Source organism: Huaxiibacter chinensis (assembly GCF_022171985.1).
Lineage (GTDB): Bacteria > Pseudomonadota > Gammaproteobacteria > Enterobacterales > Enterobacteriaceae > Enterobacter > Enterobacter chinensis_A.
In genome coordinates this window covers 516,313-535,022 of record NZ_JAJVHF010000003.1, presented here as the reverse complement: position 1 = coordinate 535,022, position 18,710 = coordinate 516,313, and the positions used below count along the sequence as shown (strand labels likewise).

At 56.5% G+C, this 18,710-nt stretch carries 17 protein-coding genes; 6 read left to right on the top strand and 11 right to left on the bottom strand.

All coding sequences use genetic code 11. The features are described from left to right. Positions 1–37 precede the first annotated feature (37 nt). From LZP96_RS11450 to narI, 4 genes are read left to right on the top strand one after another with little or no spacing between them, the layout of a single operon-like run. Positions 38–3,778 carry a nitrate reductase subunit alpha gene (locus LZP96_RS11450; RefSeq protein WP_064326190.1) on the top strand — a complete coding sequence of 1,247 codons (3,741 nt, stop codon included), beginning with the start codon at positions 38–40 and terminating at the stop codon, positions 3,776–3,778. After that, the gene (narH, locus tag LZP96_RS11445) at positions 3,775–5,319 is read left to right on the top strand and encodes a nitrate reductase subunit beta (RefSeq protein WP_064326191.1); all 1,545 of its coding nucleotides are present in this window, start codon (positions 3,775–3,777) and stop codon (positions 5,317–5,319) included. The genes LZP96_RS11450 and narH overlap by 4 nt, the downstream gene beginning before the upstream one ends. Further along, entirely contained in the window at positions 5,319–6,014 is a 696-nt protein-coding gene (gene narW / locus LZP96_RS11440; RefSeq protein ID WP_064326192.1) for a nitrate reductase molybdenum cofactor assembly chaperone, read from the top strand. Before narH ends, narW begins: the two co-directional genes overlap by 1 nt. Beyond that, positions 6,011–6,691, top strand: a complete 681-nt coding sequence (narI, locus tag LZP96_RS11435; protein ID WP_064326193.1) for a respiratory nitrate reductase subunit gamma — start codon at positions 6,011–6,013, stop codon at positions 6,689–6,691. The genes narW and narI overlap by 4 nt, the downstream gene beginning before the upstream one ends. A 349-nt stretch (positions 6,692–7,040) precedes the next feature. On the opposite strand, the gene nhoA is transcribed toward narI, so the two are convergent. The 4 genes from nhoA to LZP96_RS11415 form a co-directional block, all read right to left on the bottom strand. After that, a complete protein-coding gene (nhoA, locus tag LZP96_RS11430) occupies positions 7,041–7,886 on the bottom strand; it encodes an N-hydroxyarylamine O-acetyltransferase (protein WP_064326194.1) in 846 nt (281 codons plus the stop codon). Between the two features lie 73 nt (positions 7,887–7,959). Continuing rightward, the gene (locus LZP96_RS11425; protein ID WP_064326195.1) at positions 7,960–9,615 is read right to left on the bottom strand and encodes an ABC transporter permease; all 1,656 of its coding nucleotides are present in this window, start codon (positions 9,613–9,615) and stop codon (positions 7,960–7,962) included. Positions 9,616–9,656: 41 nt separating this feature from the next. Beyond that, complete coding sequence (locus LZP96_RS11420; protein WP_064326196.1) at positions 9,657–10,625, bottom strand: ABC transporter substrate-binding protein; 969 nt, start codon at positions 10,623–10,625, stop codon at positions 9,657–9,659. Further along, positions 10,622–11,314, bottom strand: a complete 693-nt coding sequence (locus LZP96_RS11415) for an ABC transporter ATP-binding protein (RefSeq protein ID WP_064326197.1) — start codon at positions 11,312–11,314, stop codon at positions 10,622–10,624. The genes LZP96_RS11420 and LZP96_RS11415 overlap by 4 nt, the downstream gene beginning before the upstream one ends. A gap of 137 nt (positions 11,315–11,451) precedes the next feature. On the opposite strand from LZP96_RS11415, the gene LZP96_RS11410 reads away from it, so the two are divergent. Continuing rightward, complete coding sequence (locus tag LZP96_RS11410) at positions 11,452–12,024, top strand: flavin reductase family protein (protein WP_064326198.1); 573 nt, start codon at positions 11,452–11,454, stop codon at positions 12,022–12,024. Between the two features lie 65 nt (positions 12,025–12,089). On the opposite strand, the gene fusA is transcribed toward LZP96_RS11410, so the two are convergent. Next, the gene (gene fusA / locus LZP96_RS11405) at positions 12,090–14,192 is read right to left on the bottom strand and encodes an elongation factor G (protein WP_064326199.1); all 2,103 of its coding nucleotides are present in this window, start codon (positions 14,190–14,192) and stop codon (positions 12,090–12,092) included. Positions 14,193–14,352: 160 nt separating this feature from the next. Here fusA and LZP96_RS11400 point away from each other — a divergent pair, with 160 nt between their 5' ends. Beyond that, positions 14,353–14,661, top strand: a complete 309-nt coding sequence (locus tag LZP96_RS11400; protein ID WP_064326200.1) for an ArsR/SmtB family transcription factor — start codon at positions 14,353–14,355, stop codon at positions 14,659–14,661. A 28-nt stretch (positions 14,662–14,689) separates the two neighbouring features. Here LZP96_RS11400 and pptA read toward each other — a convergent pair whose 3' ends face one another. The 6 genes from pptA to LZP96_RS11370 are packed head-to-tail and all read right to left on the bottom strand — an operon-like array spanning position 14,690 to position 18,708. Next, positions 14,690–14,920 (bottom strand): tautomerase PptA, encoded by a 231-nt coding sequence (gene pptA / locus LZP96_RS11395; RefSeq protein WP_064326201.1) that lies wholly within the window; start codon positions 14,918–14,920, stop codon positions 14,690–14,692. A gap of 37 nt (positions 14,921–14,957) precedes the next feature. Continuing rightward, positions 14,958–15,575 (bottom strand): glutathione S-transferase family protein, encoded by a 618-nt coding sequence (locus tag LZP96_RS11390; protein ID WP_064326202.1) that lies wholly within the window; start codon positions 15,573–15,575, stop codon positions 14,958–14,960. A gap of 40 nt (positions 15,576–15,615) precedes the next feature. Next, positions 15,616–16,503 carry a transporter substrate-binding domain-containing protein gene (locus tag LZP96_RS11385; RefSeq protein ID WP_064328133.1) on the bottom strand — a complete coding sequence of 296 codons (888 nt, stop codon included), beginning with the start codon at positions 16,501–16,503 and terminating at the stop codon, positions 15,616–15,618. Between the two features lie 8 nt (positions 16,504–16,511). Further along, positions 16,512–17,285 carry an amino acid ABC transporter ATP-binding protein gene (locus LZP96_RS11380; RefSeq protein WP_064326203.1) on the bottom strand — a complete coding sequence of 258 codons (774 nt, stop codon included), beginning with the start codon at positions 17,283–17,285 and terminating at the stop codon, positions 16,512–16,514. Continuing rightward, positions 17,269–18,189, bottom strand: a complete 921-nt coding sequence (locus tag LZP96_RS11375) for an amino acid ABC transporter permease (protein ID WP_064326204.1) — start codon at positions 18,187–18,189, stop codon at positions 17,269–17,271. Before LZP96_RS11375 ends, LZP96_RS11380 begins: the two co-directional genes overlap by 17 nt. Before the next feature lie 9 nt (positions 18,190–18,198). After that, positions 18,199–18,708, bottom strand: a complete 510-nt coding sequence (locus tag LZP96_RS11370; protein ID WP_064326205.1) for a GNAT family N-acetyltransferase — start codon at positions 18,706–18,708, stop codon at positions 18,199–18,201. Positions 18,709–18,710: the final 2 nt, after the last annotated feature.

Here is an 18,710-nt window from a genome sequence, read left to right as displayed (position 1 = left end):
ACCACGGGGCGGGAGTCGTCCCGTCAGGAGAAACATCATGAGTAAACTGTTGGATCGCTTTCGTTATTTCAAACAAAAAGGCGACAGCTTCGCCGACGGCCACGGGCAGGTAATGCACAGCAACCGGGACTGGGAAGACAGTTATCGCCAGCGCTGGCAGTTCGACAAAATCGTGCGATCCACACACGGTGTTAACTGCACCGGCTCCTGTAGCTGGAAAATATACGTTAAAAATGGGCTGGTGACGTGGGAAACGCAGCAGACCGATTATCCCCGTACCCGCCCTGACCTGCCTAATCACGAACCGCGCGGATGCCCACGCGGCGCCAGTTACTCCTGGTATCTCTATAGCGCTAACCGGCTGAAATATCCCCTTGTCCGCCGAAAATTGATCGAACTCTGGCGCGAGGCGTTGGCACAGCACAGCGATCCGGTTCTGGCGTGGAATGCCATCATGAGCGATCCGCAAAAGAGCAAAAGCTATAAACAGGCGCGCGGGCACGGGGGCTTTGTTCGTTCAAACTGGAAAGAGCTCAATCAGCTGATCGCTGCTGCCAACGTCTGGACGATCAAGCACTACGGGCCGGACCGCGTCGCGGGTTTCTCGCCAATTCCCGCGATGTCGATGGTCTCTTACGCGGCAGGTACGCGCTATCTTTCGTTGCTCGGGGGAACCTGTTTGAGCTTTTACGACTGGTACTGCGATCTCCCACCCGCCTCGCCGATGACCTGGGGCGAGCAGACCGACGTTCCCGAATCGGCCGACTGGTACAACTCCAGCTATATCATCGCCTGGGGCTCTAACGTGCCGCAAACGCGTACGCCCGATGCGCATTTCTTTACGGAAGTTCGCTACAAAGGCACCAAAACAATTGCCATCACCCCGGACTTCTCGGAGGTAGCTAAACTCAGCGATCAGTGGCTCGCCCCCAAACAGGGTACCGACAGCGCATTAGCCATGGCGATGGGTCACGTCATCCTGAAAGAGTTTCATCTGGATAACCCGAGCGAATACTTCCTCAACTACTGTCGCCGCTATACCGACATGCCGATGCTGGTGATGCTGGACGAGCGGCCAGACGGCAGTCTGGTTCCCGGTCGAATGGTGCGCGCGTCCGATCTCGCGGACGGCTTGAATGAAGCCAATAATCCGGAATGGAAGACAATTGCCTTTGACGCTGCGGGCTCGCTGGTCGCACCGAACGGTTCCATTGGCTTCCGCTGGGGCGAAAAAGGCAAATGGAATCTCGAATCGCTGGCGGCCGGTCAGGAGACGGAGCTGACGCTCTCGCTGCTAGCAACCCATGACCAGATTGCCGGCGTGGCGTTCCCCTACTTTGGTGGCAATGAGAATCCGCATTTCCGTAGCGTGAAGCAGGACCCCATCCTCATTCGTAAAGTGCCGTCTAAAACGCTTACGCTCGTGGATGGCAGCCAAAAACAGGTCGCCAGCGTTTACGATCTGATCCTGGCTAACTATGGGCTGGATCGCGGTCTGGACGATGAGCATGCGGTCAAGGATTACGCGGAGGTCAAAGCCTACTCTCCGGCCTGGGGCGAACAAATTACCGGCGTGCCGCGCCGTCATATCGAACAGATCGCCCGTGAATTCGCCGATACGGCACATAAAACCCATGGCCGGTCGATGATCATTCTGGGTGCCGGGGTAAACCACTGGTATCACATGGACATGAACTACCGTGGGATGATCAATATGCTGGTCTTCTGCGGCTGCGTGGGTAAAAGCGGCGGCGGCTGGTCACACTACGTCGGACAGGAAAAGTTGCGCCCGCAAACCGGCTGGCTGCCGCTGGCCTTTGCGCTGGACTGGAACCGTCCACCGCGTCAGATGAACAGCACATCCTATTTTTACAACCACGCCAGCCAGTGGCGGTACGAAAAACTCACCGCACAGGAGCTTCTTTCTCCGCTGGCGGACAGTTCGAAATTTACCGGGCATCTGATCGACTTTAACGTGCGCGCAGAACGTATGGGCTGGCTCCCGTCTGCGCCCCAGCTCGATCTTAACCCGTTACACATCAAAGCACGTGCGGATGCGGCGGGGATGACCCCGCAGGACTATACCGTTCAGGCGCTAAAATCTGGCGATATTCGCTTTGCCTGCGAACAGCCCGATAACGGTAACAATCATCCCCGCAATCTCTTTGTCTGGCGTTCCAACCTGCTGGGTTCGTCAGGCAAGGGGCATGAGTACATGCTGAAATACCTGCTCGGCACCGAGAGCGGCATTCAGGGAGACGATCTCGGTTCCACCGATGATGTGAAGCCCGAAGAGGTCGAGTGGCAAACCGCTGCTATCGAAGGCAAGCTCGACCTTCTGGTGACGCTCGATTTCCGCATGTCCAGCACCTGCCTCTTCTCCGATATCGTCCTGCCGACGGCGACCTGGTATGAAAAAGACGACATGAATACCTCGGATATGCATCCATTTATTCATCCCCTTTCCGCCGCGGTCGACCCCGCCTGGGAATCGCGCAGCGACTGGGAAATCTACAAAGGTATCGCCAAAGTCTTCTCGGAAGTGTGCGTCGGGCATCTTGGCAGCGAAACGGATGTGGTTCTGCAGCCGTTGCAACATGACTCTCCCGCTGAGCTTTCCCAGCCGTTTGATATTCAGGACTGGCGTAAGGGCGAATGCGATCTCATTCCCGGGAAAACCGCGCCGGGTATCGCCGTGGTTGAGCGGAACTACCCGGAAACCTACGAGCGCTTTACCGCGCTGGGCCCCCTGCTCGACAAGCTCGGCAACGGCGGCAAAGGCATCTCATGGAACACGCAGGAAGAGATTGAGTTTCTTGGCAAACTTAACTACGTGAAACTGGATGGCCCGGCAAAAGGCCGTCCACGGATTGAAACGGCAATTGATGCCTCTGAGGTGATTCTGGCGCTCGCCCCGGAAACCAACGGCCAGGTCGCGGTCAAAGCCTGGGACGCGTTGAGCGAGTTTACCGGTCGCAAACACAGCCATCTGGCGCTGAACAAGGAAGACGAAAAGATCCGCTTCCGCGATATCCAGGCGCAGCCGCGCAAAATTATCTCCAGCCCGACCTGGTCCGGCATTGAAAGTGAACATGTTTCCTACAACGCGGGTTATACCAACGTCCATGAGCTGATTCCGTGGCGCACCCTTTCCGGCCGCCAGCAACTCTATCAGGATCATCTGTGGATGCGTGAGTTCGGTGAAAGTCTGGTTGCCTATCGTCCCCCGATTGACACCCGCAGCGTGACGCACATGCGCGAAATCCCGCCGAACGGCTTCCCGGAAAAAGCGCTGAACTTCCTGACGCCACACCAGAAATGGGGCATTCACTCCACCTACAGTGAAAACCTGCTGATGCAGACTTTGTCGCGCGGGGGGCCGATTGTGTGGATCAGCGAAACCGATGCAAAAGAGCTGGGCATTGAGGATAACGACTGGATCGAAGCCTTTAACGCCAACGGTGCCCTTACCGCCCGTGCGGTGGTCAGCCAGCGCGTACCACCGGGTATGACCATGATGTACCACGCACAGGAGCGCATTCTGAATATTCCAGGCTCTGAAGTGACCGGGCGTCGTGGCGGCATACATAACTCCGTCACCCGCGTTTGCCCTAAACCGACGCATATGATCGGGGGCTATGCGCAACTGGCCTATAGCTTTAACTACTACGGCACCGTTGGCTCAAACCGCGACGAATTCATCATGATCCGCAAGATGAAAAACATCAACTGGCTGGATGGCGAAGGTCGGGATCAGGTACAGGAGGCGAAAAAATGAAAATACGCTCACAGGTAGGCATGGTTCTGAATCTCGACAAATGCATTGGCTGTCACACCTGCTCGGTAACGTGTAAAAACGTCTGGACCGGGCGCGAAGGGATGGAATATGCGTGGTTCAATAACGTCGAAACCAAACCGGGTATTGGTTATCCCAAAAACTGGGAAGACCAGGATGAGTGGCAAGGCGGCTGGATCAGAGGCATCCACGGCAAGCTCACTCCGCGTCTGGGCAGCAAGCTCGGCGTACTGTCGAAAATTTTCGCCAACCCCGTTCTGCCGCAGATAGATGATTACTATGAACCCTTCACCTTTGATTATCAGGATCTGCACCGCGCGCCGGACGGCGATCATCTGCCTACCGCCCGTCCTCGCTCGCTGATCGACGGTAAACGGATGGATAAAATTGTCTGGGGGCCAAACTGGGAAGAGCTGCTGGGCGGTGAGTTCGAAAAACGAGCCCGCGACCGCAACTTCCAGAAAATCCAGAAAGAGATGTACGGTCAGTTTGAAAATACCTTCATGATGTATCTCCCGCGTCTGTGCGAGCACTGCCTTAATCCAAGCTGCGTGGCCACCTGCCCGAGCGGTGCGATATACAAGCGTGAAGAGGACGGCATTGTCCTGATCGACCAGGATAAGTGTCGCGGCTGGCGTCTGTGCATCAGCGGGTGTCCGTACAAAAAAATCTACTTCAACTGGAAAAGCGGCAAATCAGAAAAATGTATTTTCTGCTATCCGCGTATTGAATCCGGGCAGCCGACGGTCTGCTCCGAAACCTGTGTCGGCCGCATCCGCTATCTGGGCGTATTGCTGTATGACGCAGACCGTATCGAAGAAGCGGCCAGCACCGAGCATGAAACCGATCTTTATGAACGCCAGTGCGACGTGTTCCTTAATCCAAACGATCCGGCGGTGATTGAAGAAGCGTTAAAACAGGGTATTCCTCAAAACGTCATCGACGCGGCGCAACGTTCGCCGGTTTACAAAATGGCGATGGACTGGAAGCTCGCCCTGCCGCTGCACCCTGAATACCGCACCCTGCCGATGGTCTGGTACGTGCCGCCGCTGTCACCCATTCAGTCCTATGCGGACGCGGGCGGCCTGCCGCAAAGCGAAGGCGTATTGCCTGCCGTGGAAAGCCTGCGTATCCCGGTGCAATATCTGGCAAACATGCTCAGCGCAGGCGATCCAGGTCCAGTCCTTCGCGCACTGAAACGCATGATGGCGATGCGCCATTATAAACGTTCTCAGACCGTTGAAGGCGTCACCGATACCCGCGCCATCGAAGAAGTGGGTCTGACCGAAGCACAGGTTGAAGAGATGTACCGTTATCTGGCGATTGCGAACTACGAAGATCGTTTCGTGATCCCCACCAGCCACCGTGAAATGGCACGCGATGCCTTCCCGGAGAAAAACGGCTGCGGTTTCACCTTCGGCGACGGGTGCCACGGCTCCGACACCAAATTCAACCTCTTTAACAGCAGCCGTATCGACGCTATCAACATCACCGAGGTGCGCGAACACGGGGAGGGAGAATAATGCGTATCCTGAAAATCATCGCGCTGTTGATTGAGTATCCGGAAGAGACGCTGTGGGAAAGCCGCGAGGAAGCGCTCTCCCTGGTGGAACAGGACGCCCCCATGCTGCTGCCGTTTGCGCAGCAGCACCTGAGCGCCCCGCTGCTGGATAAGCAGGCCGAATGGTGTGAAGTGTTCGAGCGCGGTCGCGCTACATCGCTGTTGTTGTTCGAGCATGTTCATGCTGAATCGCGCGATCGTGGTCAGGCGATGGTCGATCTAATGGGACAGTATGAGAAGGCGGGCCTTGCGCTGGACTGCCGCGAACTCCCTGACTATCTCCCCCTTTATCTGGAATACCTCAGCATTGTCAGCGACGACGAAGCGCGTGAGGGGTTGCAAAACGTCGCGCCGATTCTGGCGCTGATTGGCGGACGGCTAAAAGCGCGGGAGGTGGCGCATTACCAGCTGTTTGACGCCCTGCTGAAAATGGCGGGCACGCCTCTCTCCAGCGACAGCGTGGCGAAGCAAGTTTCCGGCGAAAAACGGGACGATACCCGTCAGGCGCTGGATGCGGTCTGGGAAGAGGAGCAGGTCAAGTTTATCGAAGACAACGCGACATCGTGCGATAGCTCGCCGATGCAGCAATATCAACGACGCTTTAGCCAGGACGTCGCGCCGCTGTATGTGGACGTCAGTGCCGGAGGCCCAAAATGACACACTACCTGAACGTGTTTTTCTATGACATTTATCCGTATATCTGCGCCACCGTTTTCTTCCTCGGCAGCTGGTTGCGCTATGACTATGGGCAGTATACCTGGCGCGCCTCTTCCAGCCAGATGCTCAGCAAACGCGGGATGAACTGGGCGTCCAACCTGTTCCATATTGGTATTCTGGGGATATTCTTCGGGCATCTTTTCGGCATGTTAACCCCGCACTGGATGTACGCCTGGTTTCTGCCCGTCGCGGTCAAACAGCAGTTGGCGATGATTGCGGGCGGGATTTGTGGCGTGCTGACCCTGATTGGCGGATCCATGCTGTTAATCCGTCGTCTCTTTAACCAGCGCGTTCGCGCCACCTCCACCACGCCGGATATCATTATCATGAGCATTCTGCTCATCCAGTGTATTCTGGGCCTGAGCACCATTCCCTTCTCGGCGCGTTACCCGGACGGCAGTGAAATGATGAAGCTGGTGGGTTGGGCACAGGGGATCGTCACTTTCCGCGGCGGTTCGTCGGAAATGCTCAGCGGGGTTGATTTTATCTTCCGCGTTCACCTGGTGTTAGGGATGACCATTTTCCTTATCTTCCCGTTCACCCGTCTGGTGCACGTATGGAGCGCGCCGTTCGAGTATTTCACCCGTCGGTATCAGCTGGTGCGCTCACGCCGCTGATGAACATTTTTCTCCCTCTCCCTGTGGGAGAGGGCCGGGGTGAGGGCATCAGCCCGCACGGGTCTGTTTTGCCGGGTAACGATTCCGCCTTACCCGGCAAATCACGCAGCCGTACCGGGGCTAGTGCGCTCACGCCGCTGATGAACATTTTTTCTCCCTCTCCCTGTGGGAGAGGGTCGGGGTGAGGGCATCAGCCCGCACGGGTCTGTTTTGCCGGGTAACGATTCCGCCTTACCCGGCAAGTCACGCCAGCCGCACCGGGGCTAGTGCGCTCACGCCGCTGATGAACATTTTTTCTCCCTCTCCCTGTGGGAGAGGGCCGGGGTGAGGGCATCAGCCCGCACGGGTCTTATTTGCCCGCCTGCGGATGGGTATCAAACCCCGCCATGACCGCCGTGAGTTCGGCAAGCGTAAAGCCGTGCTTCGGATCGTCAACCCCCAGGCCAAATCTCTCCTGCATAATCTGATAAAGCGCCTCTGCATCCGGCAAATGGGTCTGCTCTTCGACGTGGCCTCTATTCCAGTGGGTGAAGCTTAAATTGGTCAGCGTCAGCTTGCCGCCGTCAGGCAGGTGGCGACACATCAGCAGATGATGACGAAAATGCGATTGTGGCCAATGGGCCGACCAGAAGTTGCCCATTACGTAATCGGTGAAGTACTGCGTGGTCAAATCGAAGTGGTACATCGACTGCCAGTGATCGTGGTGCTGGAACTGAAGCACCCAGTCGTTACCTTCATTCATCAGACGGTATAACCCGTGCGGCGTCGCCTGCTCTTCCCCGGCGATCAACCTGATCGGCGCCGTCAGCGTCTGCCCGCCAAAACCGACGTCGGCAATCCAGCGCTCGCCGTTGAGTTCCACCAGCAAAAGACGGTGCGTACGGGGTGGCATCTGGGGTGGATTAGCCAGAATCACCCTACCCAGAACGCTGCGAACCTGAAAACCTGTCTCACGCAGCGCGCGCTCGAAAAGGCCGTTTTGCTCAAAGCAGTAACCGCCCCGTCGCGCAGTGACGAGTTTGTCTTCCACGCTCTGATCATCAAGCTGGATTTCCCGGGGTAACACAACGTCGATGTTCTCAAACGGAATGGAACAGTTGTGGTGCAGATGCAAGGCTCGCAGCGTGTCGATGTCGACAGTTGCGGGTTGTTGCCAGCCGATACGGTTAAAATAGGCGCTCAAAAATGGGGACATCGTCAGATTCCTTAAAGTGATGTCCCCTTTTTATAACCTATTTTCAGCCCGCCACTGGCGCAAAAGTGCTTTTTTAATCGCGCGTACCGCGCTGCATAATTCCCAGCGCTGACAGCATCAATACGAGCCCCGTAAGTAACGTGAGCGTTGCCATCGCCATACCCTGGCCTATGGAACCCTGCTCGAACTGCCGCCAGATAAAAACAGAGACGGTCTGGGTACCTGCGGGCGCCAGTAGCAGAGAGGTCACCAGCTCACGCGAGGCGATCGCAAACACCATCAGCATCGCCGCCAGCAGCGCCGGAGACACCAGCGGCAATACGATATAACGCAGCGCCTGGAATGCCGATGCGCCGTGCACCCGTGCCGCCGACTCCAGATTGCAGCCAAGCTGGCGCAGCGCGCTGCCCACATACCGCACGGGCCACGGAAGGAGAAGGCAACAGTACGACAGCAGTAACATCATCCAGGTGTTATAGGGGGAGATCGGCCAGAATGAGCGATTCCACAACAAAATTAACCCGACCCCGACGACAATGCCGGGTAAAGCGGCGGGCATCAGTGAGAGCGCATCGAGAACGGCACGCCCTTTTATCTTTTGCATGACCACCAGCCAGGAGACAAATAGTCCTACCAGGCCCGTAATACAGGCGGTGCCGAGGGCCAGCGAAAGGCTTGTTCCGAGCGCGCTGAGCGCGTCGCCTTGCTGACTTAAGAGTGCCGTATAGTGCGATAAAGTGAAGTTACTCAGGTTCACCCCGCCGGATAAGGTGCCAAGCACCCCGGAGAGGATCATTGACACCCCGGGCAAGATCACAGCAATGAACCCAATCAGCCCCATCACCGCGACAACCGGCACCAGCCAGCCTCCGGCGTCTGCCCCGCTGTTTTCCGTCGGCTTTCCGGTAATACTGGTAACATCCTGGTGACCGGTGAGTTTTTTCTGCAACCACCAGGCGCTCAGCGCAATCGCCACCAGAACGATTGAGAGCATGGAAGCCCCGGAAAGATCGACCGGCCAGTCGGCCAGTTTTTTCTCGATATCGGTCGTCAGCATCAACACGCCCGCGCGTGTTCCGAGCGCCGCGGGCACGCCAAACTCTTCAATCGCCAGGGTAAACGCCAGCAGCATGCCGGCCGCCAGTGACGGAGAAAGCAAGGGCAACGTAATATGCCAGAAGGCCCTGCCCGCGCTGGCACCGTGTACCCGTGCCACAAGCGCCAGACGTTGCCCGCTCGCCAGCAGGCTGCGTGATACCGCGAAATAGATTACCGGGAAGATGTTTAACGACATCACCAGCACAATTCCGTATTTGCTGAACAGCAGGTCGTTGAGGTTTATACCGGTCAACTGCTGCAAGTAGCCGTTGGTTTGCAGAACCAGCATCCAGGAAAGCGCAGCAATATAAGGCGGCGTTAAAAATGGAATTAAAAACAGCACATCCCATAAGCGAGGGAACGGCAGTGTTAATAACCCCCGTGCCACGCCAGGCAGAAAGCCAAGCAATGCGCTCACCAGTGCCACGCCAAGCGCAATCTGCACGGTTCCCCCGAGCATCGTGGGCAATTGGGGCTCGGCCAACAGCGCAGGCAGGCCAGCAAACGCACCGGCAAGCGATCCGGCGCTGAACTGCGGAAATACCGCCTGCAGCAGGATGAATGCCAGCGGCAGCGCCACCAGAATCACCAGCAGCGCAAGCGTCATCAGGGACAATAATCGTTGATTCACGCGAAAGTCCAGAAGACGGGGGGTTACCCCGCCCGAGTCGTTTACAGAGAGAAAAGCGTATTAAAGCGCTTCAGGATATCGCTGCGTTCGCTGTTGCCGTCACTTTTGGTTGGCAGGATTTTCAGCTCATTAAGCAGCGGACGTTTGGCTTTAACATCATCCCGGGCGGGCATCAGCCAGGCATCGGCTACCATCGCCTGGCCTTCCGGCGAAAGGACATAATCCACAAAGGCTTTTGCCTCGTCAGCCTGCTGCGTTGATTTAAGGATCATCATCGGACGCGGCGCGATTACCGTCCCGCTTGCCGGGAAGATCACCTTCAGGGATTCGCCCTGATGGATATTGCCGTAGGAGACATAGTCAACCGCGCCAAAGACCGCCGCTTTCGCCCCCTGCATCACCGGCGTGACCGCCTGCGCATTCGGACCACTGACGACCATGCCGTTCTGTTTCAGCTTATCGAAAAGTGACCAGGCGTTATCACCCATGCCGTTTTGCAGCCCGATAAGCAGATCCAGTGACGCCCCGGAAAGCGCCGGGTCAGGCGTGGTGACCTTGTCCTTAAAGGCTGCCGTGGTCAGGTCCTGCCACTCTTTTGGCTCGGGGGTACCGCTTTTGGTATTCCACACAATGCCCAGCGCGGAGATCCCCTGCGCCACATAATCGGCAGATTTCAGTTCATCCGGCACGTTTGCCGCATTGGGACTTTGATAAGGCAGTAACCAGCCACGATTGTGGAGATCTTCAGCCGTATCCCACGAGGCTGAAATCAAAATATCCGCCTGCGGGTTAGCTTGCTCCGCCTCCAGTCGCGCCATTACCTTGCCGGTTGTCGCCTGGAAAATAGCGACCTTAACGCCGCTTTTCTTTTCAAATCCGTTGGCCAGATTTTTAGCCAGAGAGCCGGGGCCGGCAGTATAAACGGTAAGCGCGTGGGCGCTGGACATCATGACGGAAGATAACGCCATTGCGAGCAGAACTCCTTTTTGGATGGACAATGATCTTTTCATGCGAACGCTCCTGTGGATGAAATCAAACGATCGGCAGCGATGCTGCCAGCAGACAGATGCACGATACGATCGGCCAGAATTTCAGCCTCCCGGCGATCGTGGGTAACATAAACGGCAGTCGTGCCGAGCTGGCGCAACAGGGTGGCCATCTCCTGACACAGAGATTCGCGCAGATCGCTATCCAGATTAGAAAGCGGTTCATCGAACAGCAGAACGCGTGGTTCGGCGACAATCGCGCGGGCCAGCGCCACCCGTTGCTGTTGCCCCCCGGATAATCCGGCAGGTTTGCGGTGAGCAAATTCGCTCAGGCCCACCCGGGTCAGAGCCTGGGCGACCCGCTGTTCACTTTCATGACGGGAGACATGGCGCATCTTCAACGGGAACGCCACGTTCTGCGCCACCGTCATGTGCGGCCATAACGCGTAATCCTGGAAGACCATACCGATATCGCGAGACTCAGGCGGCAGCGACCAGCCCGCTTTAGCGACCAGGCGTTCACCAAAGTGAATGTCGCCCCGCGCGGGGGGCGTAAGCCCGGCAAGCAGACGCAGCAGCGTACTTTTCCCGCAGCCTGACGGGCCAAGCAGCGCAACCACGCTACCCGCATCAATATGGAGATCGATTTGATTTAAAACCGTGTTCGCCCCAAAGGCGTACGACACGCCGTTGAGCGAGATGGAGGTGAACATCTTGTTATCCTCTTTGGGATTTAGTGTTCGACACTCTAGGGAGCCAACATGACGGGTTCATGACAGAAATATTGCGCCTTGATTTCCTGGCAGATTCAGTCGTTTAATGCCCCTATTCCCCTGCTGAGGATCCCCGCATGAGCCACTTCCGCCCTGTCGACTTAAAACACGCCAGCCGTCTGTTAAACCATGGCCCAACCGTGCTTATCACCAGCCGCGATAATCACATTGGCAGACGCAACATCATGGCTGCCGCCTGGTCCATGCCCGTTGAGTTTGAACCACCCCGTCTCGCCATCGTGGTGGATAAAAGCACCTGGTCACGGGAGCTTATTGAGCGCAGCGGCATGTTCGGCATCGTGATCCCGGGCGTGTCGGCCACCAACTGGACCTACGCTGTCGGCAGCATCAGCGGGCGCGATGAAGACAAATTCAACTGTTATGGAATTCCGGTCATCAACGGCCCGGTGTTAGGCTTGCCGGTCGTTGAAGAGAAATGTCTGGCGTGGATGGAGTGTCGTTTATTGCCCGCAACGTCAGCGGCGGAAAAATATGACACTTTATTTGGCGAGGTTGTCTCGGCCTCAGCGGATGAGCGCGCGTTTGTCGCGGGACGCTGGCAGTTTGACGGAGATAAGCTTAATACGCTGCATCATTTAGGCGCAGGCACGTTTGTGACCAGCGGTAAGCAGGTCAAAGCACCGGAATAGTCGATTGCTTTGGGATGAGAGTAAAAAAATCCCTCTCTCAACGAGAGAGGGATTTGTCAGGATGTTTAACCTTTTGCTCGACCAGCAATAATTTCATCCGCCACGTTGCGCGGGGCTTCCGCGAAATGGTGGAACTCCATGCTGTAGGTTGCCCGGCCTTGCGACATCGAGCGCAGCGTCGTGGCGTAGCCAAACATTTCGGCTAGCGGAACATCGGCGCGAATAATCTGGCTACCAAACCGCTCCTCCATGCCCTGAACCATACCGCGACGCGACGAGAGATCGCCCATGATGTTGCCGGCGTACTCTTCAGGCGTTTCTACCTCAACATGCATAACGGGCTCCAGTATCGCCGGGTCGGCTTTGCGGGCGCCCTCTTTGAACCCAAAGATAGCCGCCATGCGGAATGCCATTTCCGATGAATCGACGTCATGATAAGAGCCAAACGTCAGCGTGGCTTTGACATCCACCACCGGATACCCGGCCAGCACGCCGTTATTCATCGCTTCACGAAGACCTTTTTCCACCGAAGGAATGTATTCACGCGGTACCACGCCCCCTTTCGTCGCATCCTCAAAGACAAAACCACTGCCCGGCTCAAGCGGCTCCAGACTCAGGACAACGTGACCATACTGTCCTTTGCCGCCAGACTGACGCACAAATTTCCCTTCAATGTCTTTCACCGCTTTACGCAGCGTTTCACGATAGGTGACCTGTGGTCGGCCGATGTTTGCTTCGACGCCGAATTCACGCTTCATGCGGTCGACGATGATCTCCAGGTGAAGCTCCCCCATCCCGGAAATGATCGTTTGACCGGACTCGTCGTCAGTATGCAGCCGGAACGACGGATCTTCGGCAGCCAGACGGTGCAATGCGATGCCCATTTTTTCCTGATCGGCCTTGGTTTTTGGCTCGATAGCGAGCGAAATCACCGGATCGGGGAATTCCATGCGCTCAAGCGTTATGACCGCCGCCGGATCGCACAAAGTGTCCCCGGTGGTGACATCTTTCAACCCCACACAGGCCGCGATATCTCCCGCTCTCAGCTCATCCACCTCGTGACGATCGTTGGCATGCATTAACACAATGCGTCCGATACGCTCTTTTTTGCCTTTCACCGGGTTGTAAACCGCGTCACCTTTTTTCAGCACGCCGGAATAGACGCGGATAAAGGTTAGCTGGCCCACATACGGATCGGTCATCAGCTTAAAGGCCAGCGCCGAGAAAGGTTCATCATCATTCGGATGACGCTCGGCGGGTTGCCCTTTTTCATCCACGCCATCAATGGCGGGAACATCCAGCGGTGATGGCATCAGCTCAATCACGGCATCCAGCATGCGCTGTACGCCTTTGTTTTTGAATGCGCTGCCGCACAGCATCGGCTGAATTTCACCGGCGATGGTGCGCGAACGTAAACCCGACATAATATCGGCTTCACTGAGATCGCCCGTTTCCAGATAACTGTCCATCAGCGCTTCGCTGGCTTCGGCTGCGGCAGAGACCATTTTTTCGCGCCATTCCCGCGCGGTCGCCATCTGGTCGTCGGGCACGGGGGCATAGCTGAACGTCATCCCCTGCGTCGCGTCGTCCCACAAAATGGCGCGCATTTTGATCAAGTCCACCACCCCGATGAAGTGCTCTTCCGCACCGATCGGGATGACGATCGGTACAGGATTTGCCTTCAGACGGTCATGCATCATCTGCACCACGCGGAAGAAATCAGCACCGGGCCGGTCCATTTTGTTCACGAAGGCCAGTCGCGGAACATGGTATTTATTGGCCTGACGCCAGACGGTTTCCGATTGCGGCTGCACGCCGCCTACGGAGTCATACACCATGACCGCCCCGTCCAGCACGCGCATGGAGCGTTCGACTTCAATGGTAAAATCCACGTGCCCGGGGGTGTCGATAATATTGATCCGGTGCGGTTCAAAGCTTCTGTCCATACCTGGCCAGAAGCAGCTCACCGCGGCAGAGGTGATAGTAATTCCGCGCTCTTGCTCCTGCGCCATCCAGTCAGTTGTTGCCGCGCCATCGTGAACTTCACCTAATTTGTGGCTCATCCCGGTGTAAAACAGGATGCGCTCGGTGGTTGTCGTTTTACCGGCATCGATATGCGCGGAGATACCGATGTTGCGATAACGGTCGAGGGGGATGGGTCGGGGCATGATGCGTCCTTAGTCAGTTTGACATGAGAGTGACGACCAGGATGGTCGCCTTCGTGTTCGTTTGCTATAATAGTCCTATTGTACGAGTATATTCGAACTATTTTTTAAGATCAGAGCTATCATTGGTATAGCTCAACCTGATGGCTTAGCCAGGAACACCATGACGCCGAATCATCCTGAACCTGAACAGATCCTGCTGGAAAATGTGCTTTTTGCCCTCGGGCACCCGCTACGGCTGGCGATTGTCCGTCAGCTTGCCGGAGGATGTGAACTGAGCTGTAACGCGCTTCGGCCAGAGGCGATGGCGAAATCGTCCATGACCCATCACTGGCGGGTGTTGCGTGATAGCGGCGTGATCTGGCAGCGTCCTCAGGGACGTGAAAATATCATTTCGTTGCGAAGAGAAGATTTAGATGCCCGTTTCCCGGGGCTGTTAGACGCCCTGCTGCGGGTCATGCCGCCTGCTTAATCGTCAGGCGGCGTAACCGCATTCGGCGTTACATTGAATAGCCCGGCTTTTTAATGAGCGTGTCCAGCTTCGGGCCTATCTCGGTATCCCAGACCTGCGCTTTCCAGTCTTCCTGCTGGACCTGCTGTAGCGCGACCGAAACCGAGCCGTCTTTACTGTTGAAATGGCGAACGATTACCTCAGCAATATCTGCGGCTAACGCGTTTTTTTGCTCTTCATTAAAATCGCGGGGAAAACTTTTAATATCGACGTGTGGCATGTGCAGGCTTCCTGTAGTCATTGAGACTGTAAACGTATCAGATTATTTCGTTAGCTTTTAACACCTTGTGCAGTTCGGGCCGCTGGCAGACCGCATCCGCGATGGCGGTGATATTTGGCGTATGGGCAGAAAACCATTCCTGGCGCGGGCCCCAGGTGCGGATCACGACAAGATAAACATCAATCAGCGTCAGCGTTTTGCCCAGCGCATACGGTGTCGCCTGCAGATGGTTATCCAGCCAGAGATAGAGTGATTTACGGTACTCAATGCAGTTTTGCTTTAACTGTTCCGGGGCATCGGGCGCCCAGCGTTCAGGATAATCCGCGTAGGTGAACGTGGGATAGACGTTAGCGACAAACCAGATAAGCAAGCGTTGAAATTGCAGTCGTTCAGGGCTCCCCACGGGCGGTGCAAGATGCGGGCAGCGGTCCAGTACCATCAGCGCGATCGCCGCCGATTCGGTCATGACAGTGCCATCCTCCAGCTCCAGCGTAGGAACCTGACATAAAGGGTTCAGGTTTTGCAGCAGATCGCGCTGTGGGCCGGGCCGATCAAACCCGTCCACATTGATAAACTGATACGGGATATCAGCCAGCGTGAGCATCAATTCGCTGATGACCGAACCCCAGCCAGGGACGCCATAGACTTTAATCATCCTGCCTCCATACGCATAAAAGGTTAAGTATAGAGCAGCGTCAGTAGGTTATCCCGGGCGGGTTGACCTGCGACCCGGAGACCGCCTCGCCTTGCTCGCCCCATCGCGCGAGCACGGACTGGTATTCACCACGCTTTATCGCGCCATTGATTGCCGCCTGAAGGGCGTAAACAAGGCCATTTCCTTTTTTTGTGGTGGTGGCGACAAACGCCTTCTTCGGCCCCAGGCCCACAACGCGGGTTTTACCGGTCAGTGCGGCTTTGTAAGCCGACACCGACTGGGGTCCAAAGAACACATCTGCCCTGCCAGACTGAATATACAGATTCCCCGAGGCGTCATCCGTCAGATAGACCGGCAGCGCAGGCTCGCGTCCGGCTTGTTTATTTTCCTCATTCCAGCCGAGTAAAATCCGCTCCTGGTTGGTTCCGGAACCGACAATGACCTTTTTGCCCGACAGGTCCGCCGCACGCTCAATGCGCTCAGTCTTACTGGTGGATTTCACCGAAAAAGCCAGTGAGTCGACGCGATAGGTGGCGAAATCAAACTTTTCTTTGCGTTGTTCGGTCACGGCAATATTCACCAGGGCGACATCATAACGTCCGGCACTGATGCCCAGCGGCCAGTCTTCCCAGGCCGTGGGCACCAGCTTAAGCTTTAAACCAAGACTCCCGGCCAGCAAACGGGCAATATCCGGGTCACTGCCGATCCGCGTGCGGTTATCGCTGGCAAGCAGCGCCAGCGGCGGAGAGTTCAGAGCAGAAATCGCCACCGTCAGCGTCCCCGGCTCGACAAAGCGATAATCCTTTGGGATCGCCGCGATCGCGTGCGGATCCTGCGTGACGGGCAGCGGCTGCTCGTTTGCGTGTAAACCCAGGCTGGCATGACCGGCCGTCGCGACGCCGATCAGCGCCAGTAATCCATATTTCATGCGCACTCCTACAATACCTTTGATAAAAACTGGCGCGTTCGCGCATGCGATGGCCGATTGAGCACATCATCGCTGCTGCCCTGCTCGACGATTTTTCCGTCCACCATAAAGACCACCTGATCGGCCACTTCGCGGGCGAAGCCAATTTCATGCGTAACGACCACCAGCGTGGTGCCGGATCGGGCCAGCTTTTTGATCACGTCGAGAACCTCCCCGACCAGCTCCGGATCCAGCGCTGAGGTGGGTTCGTCAAACAGCATAACCCGTGGGCGTAAGGCCAGGGCACGGGCGATGGCGATACGCTGCTGCTGTCCACCGGAAAGATGACGAGACCAGGCATCGGCTTTATCTCGTAAACCCACGACGTCAAGCAGTCCGTAGGCTCGTTCTACCGCCGCTTTCCGGCTCAGTTTTTTATGCGCTATGGGCGCTTCAATCAGGTTCTCAAGCACCGTAAGGTGCGGAAACAGGTTGAAGTTCTGGAAAACATAGCCCACGTTGATACGCTGCTTCAGGATCTCTTTCTCTTTCAGTTCATAAAGCGTGTTGCCCTGGCGGCGATAGCCAATGTAATCACCATCAATCTGGATAAACCCCTCGTCAACGCGCTCCAGATGATTAATGGTGCGCAGCAGCGTAGATTTGCCCGAACCGGACGGCCCCAGAATGACGGTGACCGAACCTGGGGGGATCTCAAGCGAGACGTTATCCAGCGCTTTATGACGTCCGAAAGATTTGCTGACGCCAGTAATAGAAATATGTCCTTCAGGAGAGGCTGACATGGACAGGCTCCTGTGTTGGGGTGACGTCACGGGTACGATGGGTCGTACGGGCGGTATTCACCGCCGAGCGGCGTTCACTGCGGGCCAGGGCGCGCTCAACGCTATGCTGCACAATTGACAGCAGAGTAGTGATAACCAGATACCAGACTGCGCCCACCATCAGCAACGGGATCACTTCCTGCGTGCGGTTGTAAATCATCTGAATGGTGTAGAACAGTTCCGGCATCGCCAGCACGTAAACCATCGCCGTTCCCTTTGCCAGGCTGATGATTTCGTTAAATCCGGCAGGCAAAATCGTGCGTAATGCCTGCGGCAGGATGATACGCACGGTGCGGCGCCCTGCCGGTAAACCCAGCGCGGCGGCGGCTTCATACTGACCGTGGTCGACCCCTAAAAATCCGCCGCGAACGATCTCGGCGGTATAGGCGCTTTGCACCAGCGTCAGCCCTACCACTGCGGTAGAAAACTGTCCGAGCACGTTAATGGTCTCGAAGCTTCCCCATGTCAAAGTGGTAAAGGGCACGCCGAGCGAGAGCGTGTCGTAGAGATAAGAGAAGTTATAGAGAATGATCAGTACCACAATCAGCGGTAGCGAACGGAACAGCCAGATATAACCAAATGCCAGCCCGCTCAGTAACCACGACGAGGACAGTCTGGCCAGCGCCAGAATCCCGCCAAAGACGACGCTGAGCAGCGTGGCGATAAGGGTCAGCAGCAGCGTTTGCCCCAGCCCTTCAAGAATCACCGGATCAAAAAACCAGCGGGCAAACACGCCCCACTCCCAGCGTGGATTAAAGGCCACCGATTGAATGACCACGGCCAGTACAAACAGCGCCACAACGGCCCCGACGGTCCGCCATGGGTAGCGCGCCGGGACCACTTTGATGATTTCAATGTTGTTCATCGTCGCTCCTCATGCCGTTTTGCTGAACGCTTCACGCACCAGCGTTTTGGTGAAACGCAACCGTCCGTCATAGGGCGGCTGGCTGTACTCTTCCGGATCTCTTTCCAGGTCAAACTGCGGCGTGTAGCCCTGGCTGAGATAAAGCCTGACCGCCTCCGGCTGCCGAAAACCGGTAGTGAGGTACATCTGGTTATAACCTGCGAGGACCGCCCTGCGCTCCAGCTCCTGTACTATTCGCGCCGCCAGTCCCTGCTGACGCAGCGTTTTCTGAGTCCAGATACGTTTGATCTCTGCGGTGTGTTCATCGCGGGGTTTATAAGCGCCGGTGGCAATGATGTCGCCCTCGCGCTCCAGCACAATGAATAACCCTTGTGGCGGCAGATACCATTCCGTCTGCTCCACTTCGGCATCTTTTGAAAAGTAATCGCCATAGCGCGACGCATACTCACCAAACAACCCGTCGAGTATGGGTTGCAACAACGCATCGTCGGGGGAGACGTCGCGATAAAGATCGTTCATGG